At 33.7% G+C, this 19164-nt stretch carries 15 protein-coding genes and 1 tRNA gene; 3 read left to right on the top strand and 13 right to left on the bottom strand.

Annotated elements, in window-relative coordinates; all coding sequences use genetic code 11:
* Positions 1-102 precede the first annotated feature (102 nt).
* The 3 genes from NMK29_RS16505 (at position 103) to NMK29_RS16515 (ending at position 2295) form a co-directional block, all read left to right on the top strand.
* A complete protein-coding gene (locus tag NMK29_RS16505; RefSeq protein WP_108801980.1) occupies positions 103-534 on the top strand; it encodes a hypothetical protein in 432 nt (143 codons plus the stop codon).
* A 172-nt stretch (positions 535-706) separates the two neighbouring features.
* The gene (gene corA / locus NMK29_RS16510) at positions 707-1774 is read left to right on the top strand and encodes a magnesium/cobalt transporter CorA (RefSeq protein WP_108801981.1); all 1068 of its coding nucleotides are present in this window, start codon (positions 707-709) and stop codon (positions 1772-1774) included.
* A 23-nt stretch (positions 1775-1797) separates the two neighbouring features.
* Positions 1798-2295, top strand: coding sequence for a mechanosensitive ion channel domain-containing protein (locus tag NMK29_RS16515; RefSeq protein WP_108801982.1), 498 nt, complete (start codon positions 1798-1800; stop codon positions 2293-2295).
* Between the two features lie 6 nt (positions 2296-2301).
* Here the strand turns inward: NMK29_RS16515 and NMK29_RS16520 are convergent, their stop codons facing one another.
* From NMK29_RS16520 to NMK29_RS16580, 13 genes are all read right to left on the bottom strand, one after another.
* Complete coding sequence (locus NMK29_RS16520) at positions 2302-4134, bottom strand: Xaa-Pro dipeptidyl-peptidase (RefSeq protein WP_108801983.1); 1833 nt, start codon at positions 4132-4134, stop codon at positions 2302-2304.
* A gap of 485 nt (positions 4135-4619) precedes the next feature.
* A tRNA-Arg gene (locus NMK29_RS16525) sits at positions 4620-4693 on the bottom strand.
* Between the two features lie 9 nt (positions 4694-4702).
* Complete coding sequence (locus NMK29_RS16530) at positions 4703-5152, bottom strand: GatB/YqeY domain-containing protein (protein WP_108801984.1); 450 nt, start codon at positions 5150-5152, stop codon at positions 4703-4705.
* A gap of 97 nt (positions 5153-5249) precedes the next feature.
* On the bottom strand, positions 5250-7247 hold the full coding sequence (gene ftsZ, locus NMK29_RS16535) for a cell division protein FtsZ (RefSeq protein ID WP_108801985.1): 1998 nt from the start codon (positions 7245-7247) through the stop codon (positions 5250-5252).
* A gap of 97 nt (positions 7248-7344) precedes the next feature.
* On the bottom strand, positions 7345-8694 hold the full coding sequence (ftsA, locus tag NMK29_RS16540; RefSeq protein WP_108801986.1) for a cell division protein FtsA: 1350 nt from the start codon (positions 8692-8694) through the stop codon (positions 7345-7347).
* Positions 8695-8701: 7 nt separating this feature from the next.
* Positions 8702-9418: a cell division protein FtsQ/DivIB gene (locus NMK29_RS16545; RefSeq protein WP_108801987.1), complete on the bottom strand. Its 717-nt coding sequence runs from the start codon at positions 9416-9418 to the stop codon at positions 8702-8704.
* Complete coding sequence (murC, locus tag NMK29_RS16550; protein WP_108801988.1) at positions 9415-10764, bottom strand: UDP-N-acetylmuramate--L-alanine ligase; 1350 nt, start codon at positions 10762-10764, stop codon at positions 9415-9417. Before murC ends, NMK29_RS16545 begins: the two co-directional genes overlap by 4 nt.
* A gap of 8 nt (positions 10765-10772) precedes the next feature.
* Entirely contained in the window at positions 10773-11879 is a 1107-nt protein-coding gene (gene murG / locus NMK29_RS16555) for an undecaprenyldiphospho-muramoylpentapeptide beta-N-acetylglucosaminyltransferase (protein WP_108801989.1), read from the bottom strand.
* Positions 11876-13099 carry an FtsW/RodA/SpoVE family cell cycle protein gene (locus NMK29_RS16560; RefSeq protein ID WP_108801990.1) on the bottom strand — a complete coding sequence of 408 codons (1224 nt, stop codon included), beginning with the start codon at positions 13097-13099 and terminating at the stop codon, positions 11876-11878. The genes murG and NMK29_RS16560 overlap by 4 nt, the downstream gene beginning before the upstream one ends.
* Before the next feature lie 23 nt (positions 13100-13122).
* Positions 13123-14457 (bottom strand): UDP-N-acetylmuramoyl-L-alanine--D-glutamate ligase, encoded by a 1335-nt coding sequence (gene murD / locus NMK29_RS16565; RefSeq protein WP_108801991.1) that lies wholly within the window; start codon positions 14455-14457, stop codon positions 13123-13125.
* Position 14458: 1 nt separating this feature from the next.
* Positions 14459-15688, bottom strand: coding sequence for a phospho-N-acetylmuramoyl-pentapeptide-transferase (gene mraY, locus NMK29_RS16570; RefSeq protein ID WP_108801992.1), 1230 nt, complete (start codon positions 15686-15688; stop codon positions 14459-14461).
* A gap of 54 nt (positions 15689-15742) precedes the next feature.
* The gene (locus NMK29_RS16575; protein WP_108801993.1) at positions 15743-17206 is read right to left on the bottom strand and encodes a UDP-N-acetylmuramoyl-L-alanyl-D-glutamate--2,6-diaminopimelate ligase; all 1464 of its coding nucleotides are present in this window, start codon (positions 17204-17206) and stop codon (positions 15743-15745) included.
* Positions 17203-19143: a penicillin-binding protein gene (locus tag NMK29_RS16580; RefSeq protein WP_108801994.1), complete on the bottom strand. Its 1941-nt coding sequence runs from the start codon at positions 19141-19143 to the stop codon at positions 17203-17205. Before NMK29_RS16580 ends, NMK29_RS16575 begins: the two co-directional genes overlap by 4 nt.
* Between the last annotated feature and the right edge of the window lie 21 nt (positions 19144-19164).

Here is a 19164-nt window from a genome sequence, read left to right on the forward strand (position 1 = left end):
AAAAGACTATTTGTTAATTTTGTTTAAACATTTATAAAAAAAATTAAACGTTTTTGTATCTTTATAAAAACTTCTTTTTTAAATTTTTATAGCTAACACCCTATGCTTTTAGAAACTACATATAGAAATAAAAAAAACAAAGCCCTTATAAATAATTTGGTAGGAAAACCATTTTCTATATTAAATGCCTTTAAACTCAAAGGTATTGGTTCAAAACGCATGATTATAGAAGATGTTAGTCCAAACTTAAAAGGTATTATCAACAGCGTCTCTGATGTCAATTACGGTAGTATCGAATTAAGACCTAATGGAATTTTAATAGCTATTAATAAAGGGCTACAAAATTTTACTTGGGTAATTCCCTATTATCAATTTTACCTTTATAATACGAATGGAATAAGTATTCATGCGCAAGGAAGATTTGTCCATTTTAGAAATAATCGAACACATCAAGAAAACACTCCTTTTTTAAAAAAAATGGTCCGTTTAAAAGTAGAATATGATCAACGATTTCCGCACGTTGATTCTATTTAAAATAAAAGAACTATAAAACTCCAATTCATTTCAAATCTTATTGTGCAAAAATTTATAGTATGATGAATTAACAATAAGATATCATAAAAAATCAGTATATATTCGTTATTCCAATTACTTGGAAGAGGTAAAAAATTATGATATCTTATTGTTATTTAATTTAAGAGTTAAGATGGAGGATGTTAAACAAACATTTTATGGGCATACATTAGGACAAATTCCTGGTACTGTCGTGTATGTTGGTAAAAAAAACACTAGCGATTTATTTATAGACGTATTCAATTATGATAAAGAATCTTATGAAGAAAAAGAATTAAAAAATATTGAAGAAGCATATTCTTTTATTGATTCAGAACCTATAACTTGGATAAACGTTAATGGTCTTAACCATATAGAGACAATTGAAAAATTAGGCGGACACTGTAATTTACATCCTTTAATACTTGAGGATATCGTTAACACCCAACAAAGGCCTAAGATTGACGAGTATGATAATTACCTTTTTGTAGTTCTAAAAATGATTTATTTTAATGAAAAAGGAGAGCTTTCTATAGAACATATTAGTTTCGTTTTGGGAAATGGATTTGTCATTTCATTTCAAGAATCAGATGGAGATGTCTTTGATTCTATTCGGAATCGTATTCGAAATAATAAAGGCAAAATTCGAACTATGGGATCGGACTACCTTCTTTATATTTTGATGGATGCCATAGTGGATAATTATTTTAACCTAATAGAAGTGATAGGCGATAAAATAGAAGAGTTAGAAGATGATCTTTTTCAAAATAAACAAAATGATAATATCACCTACCAAATACAAACGCTTAAAAAAGAAGTTCTTAAAATTAGAAGAGCCGTACTCCCACTAAGAGAGGTAGTTAATAGAATTGAAAAAAGCGAACACAAATTAATTGCAAAAAAAATACGATTATACCTTCGAGATCTATATGATCATATCATTCAGGTATCCGAAAATATTGAAATTTATAGGGATATGATTTGGGGGTTAATGGATATGTATATGACAACTATTAGCAATAAGATGAATGAGGTAATGAAGGTATTGACTATTATTGCTACCATATTTATTCCGCTTACTTTTATTGCCGGGATATACGGCATGAACTTCGAACATATTCCCGAACTTAAGTTTAAATATGGTTATTTTGTGCTTTGGGGAGTAATGATATTTATTTTTGTAGCTCTTATATATTTTTTTAAAAGAAAAAAATGGCTTTAAAATAAAATCCAAAATCGATATTCATGCTAAAGTATCAAACAGAAATTTTTCTTACTCTCGTACTGGTGATCATAATGATCATATTATTATTACTAAGTAAAAAAGCGATACAACGATTTGGTTTTATTAGATCCATCGAAGCGAATCGTAGAAAAATCATCTTTAAACTAAGTCATCTTCTAATTTACGTGATTGCTATATCGATACTTGCAATTATTTGGGGAGTGGATCACAAACAATTTGCTGTTTTTATTTCATCTGTAATGGCTGTTTTAGGAGTAGGCTTTTTTGCGCAATGGTCACTACTATCTAGTTTGACTGCAAGTGTTATCTTATTTTTCAATCACCCTGTTAGAATAGGAGATCGCATCCGTATCCTTGATAAAGATTTTGATTGGACAGGTGAGATTATTGACATTACTGGTTTCTATGTATTCATGAAAACAGATGACGGAAGAAATATAACAATCCCTAATTCATTAGTAATGCAAAAAGGGATTGAAATACTTGAGAAAAAATAGTATCCGTTATTGTTTTATTGCTTCTTTAAATGCTTTTATACCTCCAACAATAGGAATTGAAATGGATGTTGCATCCAGATCAATAGTAAGTTCAGTCCCAGGTTTTGGTAATAATGTAAATTTACTATCACTAGAAAAAATCATCAATCCAATTTGCTGTCCTTTTTTAATTACCTGATCATCTGGTTGTAAATCAAAAGACATTTCATAGAATGAACCTGGCTTTAGAGGTTCGCTTTCTGTTAATGACTTATAATTTTGTGGATCAGCCCAACCACGAGTAATTATATTATTTGTGATTTTTTTTGCATTCTTTTCCCAAGGTAAAGAGACTAACCAAACCGAAAGATTAGCCGCAGGTTTACTACTGGCAACTTTTACAGTAACTTTGGCAATTCCTGATATGTGAATATCTTCTGTTAGTACTGGAGTCGAATATAACAAACGATGACTAGATTTTTTTAATATTGCTAACGAATCGCCCGAAAAATTATAATCATCTACTAATTTTTCTACACCTTGTTTAGTAGGTTTTGTAGTACTTAATAACCCAAAGTCTAATCCTCCTATATTAGGAAAAAAAGCAACATCTGATGCATCCGGATTAGGATATTCTTTGTAAGCAACTGGATGCTCACGAGAATCGTTTTCTCTAACAATCCAAGCACGAGCATCTTTTTCTACGCCATTTTCTATTCCATGTAAGTATCTTGTAAACCATCTATTCATCATAATAATTGGAGGAGGACCTCCATGACCATTTTGGTGATAATAAATCTGAGATGGAATACCCATTTCTTTAGCTTTCTTATATATTCTATAACTATGCTCTGGCATTACATTCCAATCATTAAATCCATGAGACATCAATAAAGCGGCTTTCATAGGTTTCATATCGTTTAGATAATCTCTACCCGCCCAGAAATCGTTATAATCGCCTGTAATTCTATCCATTCCATTTTTCATCTCAGTATCCCGTACTGTTTTATTATTATATGGACGTTTGGACTCATCTCCACTATGAATAAAATCATATAGCACATCTATATCTTCTCCTAAATATCCACCTGGAGAACGTACCAAACCATTAGATCTATAATAATGGTAATATGAGGTATTTGGTGCAATTGCAATAATAGCTTCTAAACCTTTGACTCCAGTAGTTGCAGCTGCTAACGGAATAGTTCCGTTGTAAGAAGTTCCAGTCATCCCAACTTTTCCCGTAGACCAATATGCTTTAACTTTCTCCGTACCTTCTTTTTCCGTGTATCCATCAATGCGACCACATAACCAATCAATCACTGCTTTTGGCGCTAACGATTCGTTATCACCACCTACGGTTGGAGCTCCTTGTGATAATCCAGTACCTGGAGAAGATGAATGAACTACAATATATCCCCTAGGAATCCATTTTTTTATATGTGAATTAGAAATAATTGGTCTTTTACCTCTACGTACCACTTCTGTATGTGTTCTCGGTTTTGGTTGTTCTCCTAATTCATGATGTACATCCCAAAACAATCCATCTATGTCGGCAGCAACACCAGCAAAATATGGACTAGAAACATAAATAACAGGCAGTTTCAATCCTTCTGTTTCTGTTTGATAAGGACGTGTTACGGATACGTGCATTCTATCTAATATTCCATCACCATCGGTATCAAATTCTGTAGGTACCCATAGATCATGACGAATCCATTTATCAGGTGTATTAAAAGCTTCTACTATTTGTGCCTCGCCATCCTTAAATACAGGAACCGCTTTTTCTTGAGCGTTTACTGGAATCGCTATTAGAAATAGAAAAAAGAAAAGAAAATGAGTATTGATTTTATGAGTCATTGGTATAACAATTTATTAAAACATCATCTAGTAGTTAGAAAACAGTAATATAGTAAAAAAGAAGTCTATCTGCGATGTCAAACAAATATAGAATACAAATATGATTTTTAAAAAGAAACTCAATCTATAAAACGTTTCATATATTCTCTTTATGGATAATTTTATAATCCAATATAAAATGACATCTCTATGAATAACACTTTACGATTAGTGTAGTTGTTTTTTCCATATTCTTCAAAAACCGGACACTAATGTTTTAAGATTATTTAAAAAATGAAAATTAACAATTTCATTACAAGTTTTCCATTCAATGTAACCCAGAAAGAATTAATCATATTGATCCCATTAAGCTCACTACTGCAAATACAAAACTAGCAAAGCTATCACTTAACAGTTTTTGTTATTTGGAAAAACCCAAAACTAGTGTTTTGGGTTTTTCCAAATAACAAAAACCTGCAATTTCATTGCAGGTTTTGTGCTTGATGTGACCCAGGAGGGATTCAAACCCCCAACCCTCAGAGCCGAAATCTGATGCGCTATTCAGTTGCGCCACTGGGCCTATTATTTTTTAAGACAACTTAGCTTTTACAATAGTAGAGATCGTTTTTCCATCAGCTTTACCCGTTAATTGTCCGGACGCCATCCCCATCACTTTCCCCATATCTTTCATACCTGATGCACCAGTTTTAGCAATTATATCTACAATTACTTTTTCTATTTCTTCCTCGCTCATTTGCTCAGGTAAAAACTGTTCGATTACTTGTGCTTGATCGATTTCTGGTTGTGCTAGATCATCTCTTCCTTGCTCGGTAAAAATAGTTGCACTATCCTTACGTTGTTTTACCAATTTCTGTAGCAGTTTTAACTCTTGATCTTCTGTTAATTCTTCTTTTGCCCCACTTTCGGTTTGCGCTAATAAAATAGCAGATTTAATAGCACGCAATGATGTTAAAGCATTAGTATCTTTAGCTTTCATCGCTTCTTTCATGGCTGTCATTACTTTGGCCTGTAAACTCATAACTAGTGGTTTTAATCTTTTGGATTGCGAAGATAAAAAATAAACCGATAATCCATTTTAGATTATCGGTTTATCTTAAAAACTATTTTAGCAATTCTTAGTCTACATTATCATGTAAAAAAGAATTATTTTTTCGTAATTGGATATCATCATTGCTATCTGTTCCTAAGGAAGTTCTAGACAACTCAGAAGAACCAGGCTTAGAATCTACATCAAGTCCTGCGCGCTTATAAGCAGGTTCTTTTTCGATATCATCAATATTAGAAGCATTATTTCTAAACTTATAATTAAACTCCTTCATTTTAGCTCTACGTTCTGCAGCTCTAGCTTTTAATGTTTCAGAAATCGGTTGATCTACTGGATCAGCACTTTCAGAAGGTTCTTGTTCTGGAGCCGGAGCAACAGTCTTCTTTTCAAAAACTACTTCTTTATCCTCCTCTATTACCTCAGCTGCAGGTTTAGCATCAGTAAGTCTTTTTTCTTCTTCCATGTACTCTTCAAGACTATACTTACGAACTCCTCCCGTTACTGTTTCGCTTACTGGAACTACTTCTATAGGTTCATTTACTTCAACTTCTAAAATATCATCGGTAAGATCAAAAACAATTGGTTTTTCTTCTTCTTCCTGTTTTACAACAGTAGGTGTAGGATCAACCGTTTCTATATTCTGCTCTTCATTTCCTCCTACAGGCATATCAAAAGCTAATGTAAATTGATCTTCTTCTTTTTCCTTTTCTTCCTTCGCTAATGCTATTTCATTTGCATCATTAACCTCTATTTGATTAATAATATCCTGAGCATTAATAATCACAAAATCACTATCTACAGAGAAAGGACTTACCTCTTCAGGATCTACAACATCTATATTCTTTAAAAATTCCGTTGTTGGTAATAACAAAGATTCACTAATATCCTCTTCCTCTTCTTCTATCAACTCATGCTTAATAATTACCGGCTCTTCCTTAACCACTTCCTTTTGAGGAACAGGAGTTATCTCAGGAGTACTTTTAGAAGTTGATTTAGGTGTTAAATCTTGAGTTGTTGCTCTTTGTTCTTCTTCTAATGTATGTATTATTCTTTTTGTTTCAGTATTAACAATTTCATCTTGTTGTTCTACATCAAAACCAGTAGCGATAACAGTTACAGAAATTGCATCTTCTAATGATTCATCTTCTCCAACCCCCATAATGATGTTAGCACCATGGCCAGCTTCTTGTTGAATATGATCATTAATTTCTCCTATTTCATCAATAGTAATTTCTTCTTTTCCAGAAACAATCAGCAATAATACATTTTTAGCTCCTGTAATTTTATTATCATTAAGTAATGGCGAATCCAATGCTTTTACAATAGCGTCGTGAGCACGTTTAGCTCCAGAGGCATTAGCGGACCCCATTATTGCTGTACCACTATTACTAAGTACTGTTTTTGCATCACGTAAATCTATATTCTGCGTATAGTGATGTGTTATTACTTCTGCAATTCCTCTAGATGCTGTAGCTAATACCTCATCTGCTTTAGAAAAACCTGCTTTAAAACCTAAATTACCATATACTTCTCGTAGTTTATTATTATTAATAACAACCAAAGAATCTACGTGCGCACGAAGTTTTTCTACACCTAACTGTGCTTGCTCATTACGCATTTTTCCTTCGAACTGAAAAGGAATAGTAACAATCCCTACCGTTAGAATATCTAACTCTCTTGCCATTTTAGCAATAATAGGTGCTGCTCCTGTTCCTGTTCCTCCACCCATACCAGCAGTGATAAAAATCATTTTGGTATTGGTGTCTAACATTCGTTTTATCTCTTCATAACTCTCTACAGCTGATTGCTCCCCCACTTCTGGATTTGCACCAGCTCCTAATCCTTCTGTAAGAGACACTCCCAACTGTATCTTATTCGGAATAGGACTATTTTCTAATGCTTGCGCATCTGTATTACAAATAACGAAATCAACTCCTTTGATCCCCTGCTGGAACATATGATTAATGGCATTACTACCACCTCCTCCAACTCCAATAACTTTAATTACATTTGATTGATTCTTGGGTAAATCAAAAGAAATGTTTTCGAACTCCTCGTTGTCACTCATAACTGCTAATTTTCTTGTTCTCTTACTTTTATTTTTTAATATCTTAATTTTTTATTCCAAAAAGGGAACTTACTTATCCAAATCTTAACACTAGGTTTTATTCTGCGTTATCAAGAAACTCCTTAAACTTTTCCGTCCATTTCTCTAGAATATTTTTCCTAGGTCTGCTATCAACTACTGGCTTTTCTTCCTCAATACCTTCTCCCTCAATAGTGACTGTTTCTTCTTTCTGTTCCTCTTCTACTACAGCTTCTTTTACCGCAGCTTTTTTCTGTTTACTAATATGTACAAGGCTATCCATAACCAAACCAACTGCTGTCGCATACATTGGACTTGTGGTTTCTGGATCACTATTACCTGCTAAATGCTCATTTGGATATCCAATTCTGGTATCCATACCTGTTATATATTCTACTAATTGTTTTAGATGTTTTAATTGTGATCCTCCACCCGTTAATACAATTCCTGCAATTAACTTTTTCTTTGGTGACTCATGACCATAATTTTTTATTTCTAAAAAAACCTGTTCTATAATCTCCACGACACGAGCATGAATGATTTTAGATAAATTTTTTAACGTAATCTCCTTTGGTTCTCTACCTCTTAATCCAGGAATAGAAACTATTTCGTTGTCTTTATTTTCTCCTGGCCAAGCAGATCCAAATTTAATTTTAAGCAGTTCTGCTTGTTTTTCTATAATGGAACAACCTTCTTTTATATCTTCGGTTATTACGTTTCCGCCAAACGGTATAACTGCTGTATGACGTATAATACCATCTTTAAAAATTGCAAGATCTGTAGTTCCACCTCCTATATCAATTAATGCTACACCTGCTTCTTTTTCTTCCTGACTTAACACAGCATTTGCAGAAGCTAGTGGTTCTAATGTAACATCCGATAATTCTAAACCAGAACTTTTGACACACCTTCCTATATTACGAATAGAAGTTACCTGACCAACTACCACGTGGAAATTAGCCTCTAAACGTCCACCATACATCCCAACAGGTTCTTTTATTTCTGCCTGACCATCGACTTTATATTCTTGTGGCAGTACATGTAATATTTCTTCTCCTGGGAGCATCACCAGCTTATGAACCTGATTACAAAGTGTATCAATATCTTCTTCATCGATAACCGCATCTGCGTTAGGACGTGTGATATAATCACTGTGTTGCAAACTTCTTATGTGCTGACCAGCTATTCCTACTGTTACTTCACTTATTTTTACTCCAGAAACACTTTCTGCTTCCTGAACCGCTTGTTGTATAGATTGTATTGTTTGTGTAATATTATTTACTACACCACGATGTACCCCGAGGCTTTTGGACTTACCAACACCCAAAACTTCCATTTTTCCGTACTCATTATAACGCCCTACCATAGCAACAATCTTAGTTGTTCCTATATCTAATCCTACCGCTATTTCATGTTCTTCTCTTGCCATATTGGTATCATTTTATTGTACACACAACTTGATTCCTAAATTGTAAACTAACTTTCTTATATTTTTCCAAGCTTTTATCTTTTAAAGCTTTTTGATAAAAGGCTTTAAAATTTCTAACCTTACTACCTAAATTTTCAATTTTTCCAAAAACTACGTCGAAATCATAAACCCGTAATCCTAATTCATATTGTCCGCTTACATTTCGATAAACACTTACTACGTGTTTTTTTAAAAACTCATCTTCTTGAATTTTTCGTAATAATGGAAAAACTTCTGAAACTTCTCGTTCTGAAACATTGCTTACTAGAGGAACATGAGCTGAATAATTATCCGATAATGGCATCGTATTTCCTGTAACATCAACATAAAAAGGAACAACCGCATTTACCCTAGCTATTGGAGTACGCTGTTTAATTCTCGCCTTAAGTTGCCCGTTTACTGTGAGATACACATCTGAATCTTCTATCATTTTGTGTGTATCCAGCCCCTTCTCTACAATATTCAAAACTAAAATTTCTTTACCTACATCCGTCACCCCTACCTGATTTTGTATTAACAATTTATTAACCGTCAATTCATTTATGTAAGGATTCTGTTCTTCAACGAATTCTATTTCTACTTCTTTTATCTTTCTTTTCTCGTTTCTACTACCTGTAAAAGCAAAAAGAAATATGATCAATCCAACAAGACCAAAAAACTTTGCATATGTCAAAATCTTCTTCATACCGCCAACAATGCTTCTTTTATAACACTTACTTCTTCTCCTATATCTCCTGCTCCAATAGTGGTAATCACTTGAGCACTACTTTTCAAAATTTCATCTATTAAATGATTCTTTTTTACTAATTTTTTATCGTCGAGATGTATCATGTCTAACAACCATTCTGAAGTAATTCCTTCTATAGGCAATTCTCTAGCAGGATATATATCTAACAATAATAATTGATCAAATTGCGCTAAACTTTCTGCAAACTCTAATCCAAAATCCTTTGTTCTAGTAAACAAATGGGGTTGAAAAATTGCCAAAACTTTTTTTTCCGGATGCATTTCTCTTATCGCTTGATGTAATGCATTAATCTCCGTAGGATGATGTGCATAATCGTCTACAAATACAAGATCATCGGATTTAATTTGATAGCTAAAACGTCTTTGAACTCCTTTAAAAGAAAATAAAGCCTTTGCTAAGGCAGCGGTCGGGGAGCCGTAAAGCATTGCCATAGCAAAGGCTGTGATAGCATTTAACAAGTTATGTTTACCTGGCAGGTTTAAATGCAAATCTTCAACAACTTGAGTTGGTGTTTTTAAGTCAAAAATATATGTCCCGTTATCAATCTTAATATTTTGAGCACAATAATCAGCTCCATCTTCTACCCCAAATGTACTGCCTGATAACGGCAATCCATTACAGACTAAAAGATGATCCTTTGCTCTAGAAGAAAACTCAATAAAAGATTCTTCTAATGCATTTGCTTCTTTATAAATATCAAGATGATCAGCATCCATAGAGGTAACAGCTACAACATCGGGATACAACTGTAAAAACGACCTGTCAAATTCATCTGCTTCTACCACTACCACATCATTTCCTTCCAGAACTAGGTTCGAATTATAGTTCTCACTTATGCCTCCTAAAAAAGCGGTAACTTTTGCTCCACTCTCTTTTAACAAATGTGCTAAAATAGCAGTAGTTGTTGTTTTCCCATGAGTCCCCGCCACTGCTAACGTATATGTTCCTTGTGTAATAACACCTAAAACTTCTGCTCTCTTTTTAATTACAAAACCATTACTCTTTAGATAATTTAATTCTGAATGAGTAATTGGAATTGCTGGAGTATACACAACCAATGTTTCCTTAGCGTCTAAAAAAGAGTCTGGAATTGCCTGTACATCATCTTCGAAATGAATAGAAATCCCTAGATCTTCTAAATCTGACGTTATTTGCGTGGAGGTTTTATCATACCCTGCCACATTTTTTCCTAAAAACTTAAAATATCGAGCAAGAGCACTCATACCGATACCACCGATACCGATAAAATATATATTCTTTATATCTTTTAGTTCTTTACTCATTGCTTAACCTAACCATTATCTTTTCTAATTAGCTGCTCTATTTCATCAACTATATCTTTTGTAGCATTTGGTAATGCCATTTTTTTTATTGCGTGTGTTAACTTAATTTGCATAGCCTCTGATGACAGTAATTGAGAAATAGTTTTCTGAAACTTTTCATCTAGCTCACTTTCTTTTAACATCTTAGCCCCATTTTCACTTACGATTGCATCAGCATTTTTAGTCTGATGATCCTCGGCTACATTTGGAGACGGAATAAACAAAGTCGGTTTTGCTACAATACATAATTCTGAAACAGAACTAGCTCCAGCCCTAGAAACAATTACATCAGCTGCCGCATATGCCAAGTCCATTGTATCTAGAAATTGGTGAACCTGAACATCTTTATTACCATCGTACTTTCTATATTCATCGTAGTACAACTTTCCGCATTGCCAAAGTACTTGAACTCCTTTTTCCTCAAAAAACATCAATTCTTTCTCTACTAATTGATTCACCCTCCTAGCTCCAAGACTTCCTCCAATCACCAAAATTGTTTTCTTTTCAGAATCTAAATTATATTTGACGATAGCATCTTCTCTTTTACTCTTAATTTCTAATAAATCTTGTCGAACAGGATTGCCTGTTTTTACAATTTTATCTTTAGGAAAAAAGCGATCCATATTATCGTAAGCAACACATATTTTATTAGCTCCTTTTGCTAACCATTTATTCGTAATACCTGGATAAGAATTTTGTTCCTGAAGTACTGTTGGGATTTTTGCAGAATTAGCTTTTTTTAATAAAGGCCCACTTGCGAATCCACCTGTGCCTATTACTACATCAGGAGCAAATTTTTTAATGATTTTTTTTGATTTCCAAAGACTACTCAGCAACTTAAAAGGAAACAACAAATTACTTAATGATAATTTACGTTGGATACCACTTATCCATAATCCCTCTATCTCATAACCCGCTTCTGGAACCTTTTGCATTTCCATACGATCCTTAGCTCCTACAAATAGTATAGCTGCTTCTGGATACCTAGCCTTTAATTCATTGGCTATAGAAATTGCAGGATAAATGTGTCCTCCTGTTCCTCCACCTGATAATATGATTCTTGGTTGTTGTTTCATATTGCTTCGCTCAACACCTCTAAAGGATTTTGTTCTTTCGTATCTAAATTATCTTTTATAGTATCATCAGTAACTTCTTCTTCTGACACACTTCTTCTACTACTTATACTTAACACCATACCTATTGCCATACAAGTCATCCAAATGGATGTCCCTCCGCTACTAACTAAAGGAAGTGTCTGACCTGTAACTGGAAACAGTTCTACAGCAACAGCCATATTAATCAATGCCTGAAATACGATAGGCAATCCTACACCTATCACTAATAGTTTCCCAAAAACATCTATACTTTTATGGGCGACAATAACCAATCTAAACAACAGCATTAAGTAAAGAAACATTAGAAAAACTCCTCCAACTAATCCCCACTCTTCTATAATAATAGCATAAATAAAATCCGAAGAAGATTGTGGTAAAAAATTTCTTTGTACACTTTTACCAGGACCTTGACCTATTACTCCACCTCTTGCAATAGCTATTTTTGCTCGTTCTATCTGATAATCTTCTGGCGTATCCTTATCATTAAAAAAGTTTTCTGCTCTACTTACCCAAGTATCAACTCTATTCGGAAAAGCATCTGGAAACGCTTTTGCGGTAAGAATAAAAAATGTTAGTGCTAACAAACCTGTTCCTAATACAACCACAATATGCCTTATTGGGTATCCTCCCAAAAAAACCAACATGATTACCATAGAAAAAATAATGGCAGCGGTAGAAAAATTTGCAGGTAAAATCAACATCAAAATGACAAAAACGGGCAACCAAAGCGGTATTAATGATTCTTTGAAAGTTATTTTTTTATCGCTTATTTTAGACAAATATCTCGCCACATAGGCCATCAAAACAACTGCAGCTAAGGTGGAAGTTTGAAAAGTAACACCAACAAATGGTAAACGAATCCATCTACTTGCATTAGCACCTCCGATAGTATTATTCTGAGCCATAGTAAACAATAACAAGACTACAACAACTGGCAACATAATAATCGAAAGTCCTCTAAAATAATGATACGGGATCTTATGAACCCAATACATAATTCCAAACCCTAAAAGCAAATGTGCAAAATGTTTTACCAAAAACACAAAGGTGTTTCCATCCCCATATAAGTATGCTAAATTGCTACTCGCACTATAAACAGGTAGAAACGAAAATAACGCTAACAGAGCAACGATTGCCCATATTACTTTATCTCCTTTTATATTTCTTAAAACTTTTGTCACTTTATATTTCTATTATTTTAATATTATAATTCCCTAACAGCTTCTTTAAACTGTCTACCACGCTCTTCATAGTTTTTAAAAAGATCAAAACTTGCGCAAGCAGGTGACAACAAAACATTTTCGTTTCGCTCCGCAATCTTATACGCCATATTCACAGCTTCTTTCATAGACTGTGTCTCTACGATATTATCTACGCAATTACCAAAAGCATTAATTATTTTAGAATTATCTACTCCAAGACAAATAATTGCTTTTACTTTTTCGTTAACCAAAGGATACAACTCTGTATAATCATTTCCTTTATCAACACCTCCAACTATCCAAACCGTCGCAGATTTCATGGCATCTAATGCATAAAAAGTGGCATTAACATTTGTAGCCTTCGAATCATTCACATATTGAACATTATTAATTTTCAATACATTTTCTAATCGATGCTCTACCCCATGAAAATTCTCAAGACATTCTCGTATAGTAGTCTTTCTTATTTTCAATAATTGTGATACTGTGGCAGCAGCCATAGCATTTTTCACGTTGTGATTTCCTTTTAATGCTAAATCTTTTGTTGGCATAGTAAATTCGTTGTTGTCTATTGTTATTGTTATTTTTTCTCCTTCCAAATACGCTCCATTTTCTACTTTCCTTTTTAAAGAAAATGGTAGCAACCTTGAACGAATAGGATGTTTTTCTATATACTTTTTGATTACCTCATCATCTCCATCATAAATAAAATAATCCTGCTCCGTTTGATTCATTGTAATCCTAAATTTTGATGCGATATAATTCTCAAATTTATAATCATATCTATCCAAATGATCAGGAGTTATATTAGTCAGTACAGCAATATGAGGCGTAAAATCTTTAATACCATCAAGTTGAAAACTACTTAGTTCTAACACATAATATGGAGCATCATGTTCTACAACTTGTTTAGCAAAGCTATCTCCAATATTTCCTGCCATATTTACATCTATACCTCCATTTTTAAGCACATGATGTGTAAGCATTGTGGTGGTAGTTTTTCCATTACTTCCAGTTATACCAACAATTTTTGCGGATGTAAACTCGGAAGCAAATTCAATCTCTGAAATTACCGGAACCCCATTTTGATGTAGTTTTTTTATCAACTCTACCTTATCCGGAATTCCAGGGCTTTTCATGACCACATTGGCAGTAAGAATTTTACTTTCTGTATGCTTTTGCTCTTCCCATTCAATTTCAAAACTTCTAAGAACATTTTTATAATGATCTGTAATTATTCCTTTATCAGAAACAAATACTGTAAACCCTTCTTTTTTACCAAGAATAGCCGTTCCAACCCCACTTTCTCCTGCTCCCAATACAACTAGCCTTCTCACCTTATCTAACTTTTAGAGTAATCACTGCTATAATTGCCAGAAAGATCCCAATAATCCAAAATCTAGCTACAATCTTACTTTCATGAATCCCTTTTTTCTGGTAATGATGATGTAATGGTGACATTAGAAATATTCTACGTCCCTCGCCATATTTTTTTCTTGTATACTTAAACCAACTCACTTGCATCATTACAGATACGACTTCTATAAAAAAGATTCCACATACAATAGGAATCAAAAACTCTTTTCTGATAGCAATCGCGATCACGGCTATTATTCCTCCTATTGTTAAACTACCTGTATCTCCCATAAAGACCTGAGCCGGATATGTATTATACCATAAGAAACCTACTAAAGCCCCGGCAAATGCGGCAATATAAATGGTCATTTCACCAGAATTTGGTATATACATTACATTTAAGTAATCCGAAAAAACGATATTACCAGATACCCAGGCAAACAATGCTAGTGTGAGTACAATAATTGCAGATGACCCCGCTGCCAACCCATCAATTCCGTCGGTTAGATTAGCACCATTAGACACTGCTGTCACAATAATGATTACGATTGGTATAAACACCAACCAAGCATACTTACCTAAATCAGGACTAATCCAAGTAATTAAACTTGAGTAATCAAACTCATTATTCTTAAAAAAAGGAATTGTAGTTTTTGTAGATTTAAATGCAGGATTAAAATCCGATTCTCCATCTACAGTGGTAATTTGCGCGATATCTGCTCCAGGTTTCTCTTCTTTAATAGTGATATCTTCATGAAAATACATTGTACAACCTACGATAAGACCTAGACCAACCTGACCAATAACTTTAAACCTACCAGCTAAACCCTCTTTATCTTTCTTTTTAATTTTTAAATAATCATCAGTAAACCCTATAACACCCATCCATAAGGTTGTGATAATCAACAAAATGATATAGATATTATCAAGCTTAGCAAAAAGTAATGCAGGAACAAGTGTGGCTAAAATTATTATTATTCCACCCATTGTTGGTGTACCTGCTTTTTCTGCTTGCCCTTCTAATCCAAGCTCTCTGATACTTTCTCCCATTTGTTTTTTTCTCAAAAAATCAATGATACGCTTACCATATATAGTAGAGATCAATAGCGATAAAATAATTGCCATGGCAGCCCTAAATGTGATAAACTGAAACAAAGATGCTCCAGGAAACTGGTACTCATTTTCTAAATATTGAAATAAATAATATAACATATGTATCTTCACCTTTTACCTTAATCTAAATCAGACTTAATGCAAAGGATTTATTTATTTTCCTATTTTTTTTAGTTCTTCTTTTACTATTTCGAAATCGTTAAAATCTATCCGTTCTCCATTTGTTTCTTGATAGGTTTCATGCCCTTTTCCTGCTATCAAAATAATATCATTCTCTTCTGCAAACTGACAAGCAGTTCTTATCGCTTGCTTTCTATCGGAAATAGATATTATTTTTTTATAATTCTGTGGCTCAACTCCTTTTTCTATATCTTCTATAATCTGCTCGGGATTCTCTGTTCTGGGATTATCACTGGTAAAAACAACCTTATTACTCAATGTTGTAGCGATATTACCCATTACCGGTCTCTTTCCTTTATCTCTATCCCCTCCACAACCTACTACAGTAATCAAAGTTTCGTTATTGGTGCGTATGTCATTAATAGTCTCCAAAACATTTTTAAGCGCATCCGGAGTATGAGCATAATCCACTATAGCAGTAATTTTTTTACTAGAAATCAAATATTGAAATCTACCACTAACACTCTCAAGATCACTTAACAATTGTAAAGTCTCTAGTGTTTCTAATCCTAACAATTCTGCTGTCCCAAAAATTGCAAGAAGATTATATGCATTAAAGCTTCCTATTAGTTTTGTCCAAACATCATTATCATTTATTTTTAACAACAATCCGCCTAGGCTATTTTCAAGAATCTGCCCTCTAAAATCTGCATATGACTTAAGAGCATAAGTATATTGTTTTGCTTTTGTGTTTTGAAGCATAAAGCTTCCATTTTTATCATCTTTATTAGTTAAAGCAAATGCCTTGCTACCTAACTCATCAAAAAACACTTTTTTTACATCTCTATACTCCTTAAAAGTATTGTGGTAATCCAGATGATCATGTGAAAGGTTTGTAAAAACTCCTCCTTCAAAAATCAATCCCGATGTACGCTTTTGATCAATTCCATGAGAACTTACTTCCATAAAACAATACTCAACTCCAGCATCATTCATTTCCTTCAAATACCTGTTTATAGCCAAAGAATCTGGCGTAGTATGTGTAGCTTTGTAAGCAGTATCATCTACTAAAATTTTTACAGTAGACAACAAACCAACTTTATAACCTGCTTTCTTAAAAAGCTGATACAATAGTGTTGCAATAGTTGTTTTCCCATTAGTTCCCGTTACCCCAACAAGTTTTAAGTTTTCTGAAGGAGATCCATAATAATTAGCAGCAATAATAGCAAGTGCTTTTTGAGCATCTTCTACCTGAACATACACCAAACCATCTACCAAAAATTCTGGCATAGTTTCGCACACGATAGCAATAGCACCTTGATTGATTGCTTTCTCTATATAATCATGACCATCTACAACAGTTCCTTTAATTGCTACAAAAACATCGTCATGCCCAATTTTTCTAGAATCAAATTCTACCTTATCAATGCTCGTTGCTGTATTTCCAACAACCGCATCCATAGAAACTTTATATAAAATATCTTTTAGCTCGATCACGATAATTCTATCCTAATTGTTTGATTTGTTTTTACTTTAGCACCTGGTTCAATTGACTGACTTTTCACTTTACCAGAGCCTTTTACCTCTACTTTCAATCCCATATTTTCTAAAAGAGAAATTACATCCATTGCAGGCATTCCTTTTAAATTTGGCATTATAGTTTTATACTTTCTTGCTTTCTTAAAGTACTCCTCATAACTTTCAGATATTTCTTCGCTTTCTACGATATCCGCAGAAACTTCATCAATTACAGGTATGTCATTGTACACTTTTAAAGCAATGGTTTTAAATACGGGCGCTGCTACTATATTTCCGTAATACCCTTTTTCTTTATTTGGTTTATGAATAACCACAATACAAGAATATCTAGGATCATCTGCTGGAAAATATCCAGCGAAAGAAGATATATATTCTCTTTCCTTATCTTTTCCATAATTACCCCAACAAGTCCCTGTTTTTCCAGCTATCTGAAAACTCTCAGTATGTATATTATCAGCGGTTCCTCTCACTACAACATTCTTCATCATTTCCTGAACAATCTTTGCAGTTTCTTTAGAACATATTGCTGAGTTAAGAACTTCCTTATCAAATCTTTCTTTGGTTTTATCCCAAGCTTTTACTTCTTTTATAAACCTAGGTTTCACCATCTCTCCGTCATTTGCAATAGCATTATAAAAAGCTAATGTTTGCAGAGGAGTTACAGCTACTCCATATCCATGAGCCATCCAAGGCAATGTAGTACCGTACCAATCTTTATCACCTGGATATGGAATCTTTGGTTTACCTTCTCCTTTAATAGATAGTCCCAATGTTTTATGCAACCCCATATTCATTAATCGGTTTACAAATTTCTTTGGATCATCTTTATAATTTTCATCTATAATCTTAGCAAAAGCTGTATTGGATGATAATTCAAATGCTTTTGCAGCTGATATTTTACCATACCCACCCCATTTAGAATCTTTTACAACTCTATCATAAAACTTAACACGACCATTCTCTGTATCTACTATATAACTAGAATCAATAACCTTATCCTCTAAGGCTGCTACCATTGCCATCAACTTAAAAGTAGAACCTGGTTCGTGTGATTCTCCAACCGCATAATTCAGCTTCTCATAGTATTTCCCAGATTTTGTTCGCCCTAGGTTAGAGATTGCTTTAATCTCTCCCGTTCTTGTTTCCATAACAACCACAGTTCCATGCTCTGCTTCGAATTTCTCTAATTGCGCTAATAAAGCATGGTGAGTAATATCCTGAACATTAACATCAATTGTTGAAATCACGTCATACCCATCTTGAGGCTCTACCTCATTAGCATCTCCAATAGGTTTCCATTGGTTTTTTGCTATTTTTTGCTTTTTACGCTTCCCTTCTTTCCCTCTTAAAAACGGACCATACGCACCCTCTAATCCAACTCTAGTATAATACCCTTGCTCATCTTGGCGCTCATAACCTACCGTTCGTTCTGCTATTTTTCCAATTGGATGTTCACGAATCGTGCGTTGTTCTACAATAAGTCCTCCTCTATTAGACCCATATTTAAAGAGAGGAAAACCTTTAACTCTTATGTATTGAGAATACCCTAAATTTCTTTTTATTAAAAAATACCTATTCTTATTATCTCTTGCTCTTCTTAGTTTATCATCATAATATTCTGATGATCTTCCGAACTCTTTCGCTAATGCTATAGATAACTCCTTAATATTCTCTCTAAAATCCTTATCCGTAACCGTTACAGCATCAAATCTAATATCATACTTAGGTACTGATGTAGCTAACAAATTACCTTTACTATCATATAAGTTACCGCGATTAGCAGGTATATCAAATGTTCTAAAAACACGCTCCTCTGCTTTTGCACGATACATATCCCCTTCTACAAATTGTGTTTTCACAAGCTTTACCAAAACCAAAATTGCGAAGATGAACATACACCCCGAAATGAAGTATAA

Source organism: Aquimarina sp. Aq107 (genome assembly GCF_943733665.1).
Classification (GTDB): domain Bacteria; phylum Bacteroidota; class Bacteroidia; order Flavobacteriales; family Flavobacteriaceae; genus Aquimarina.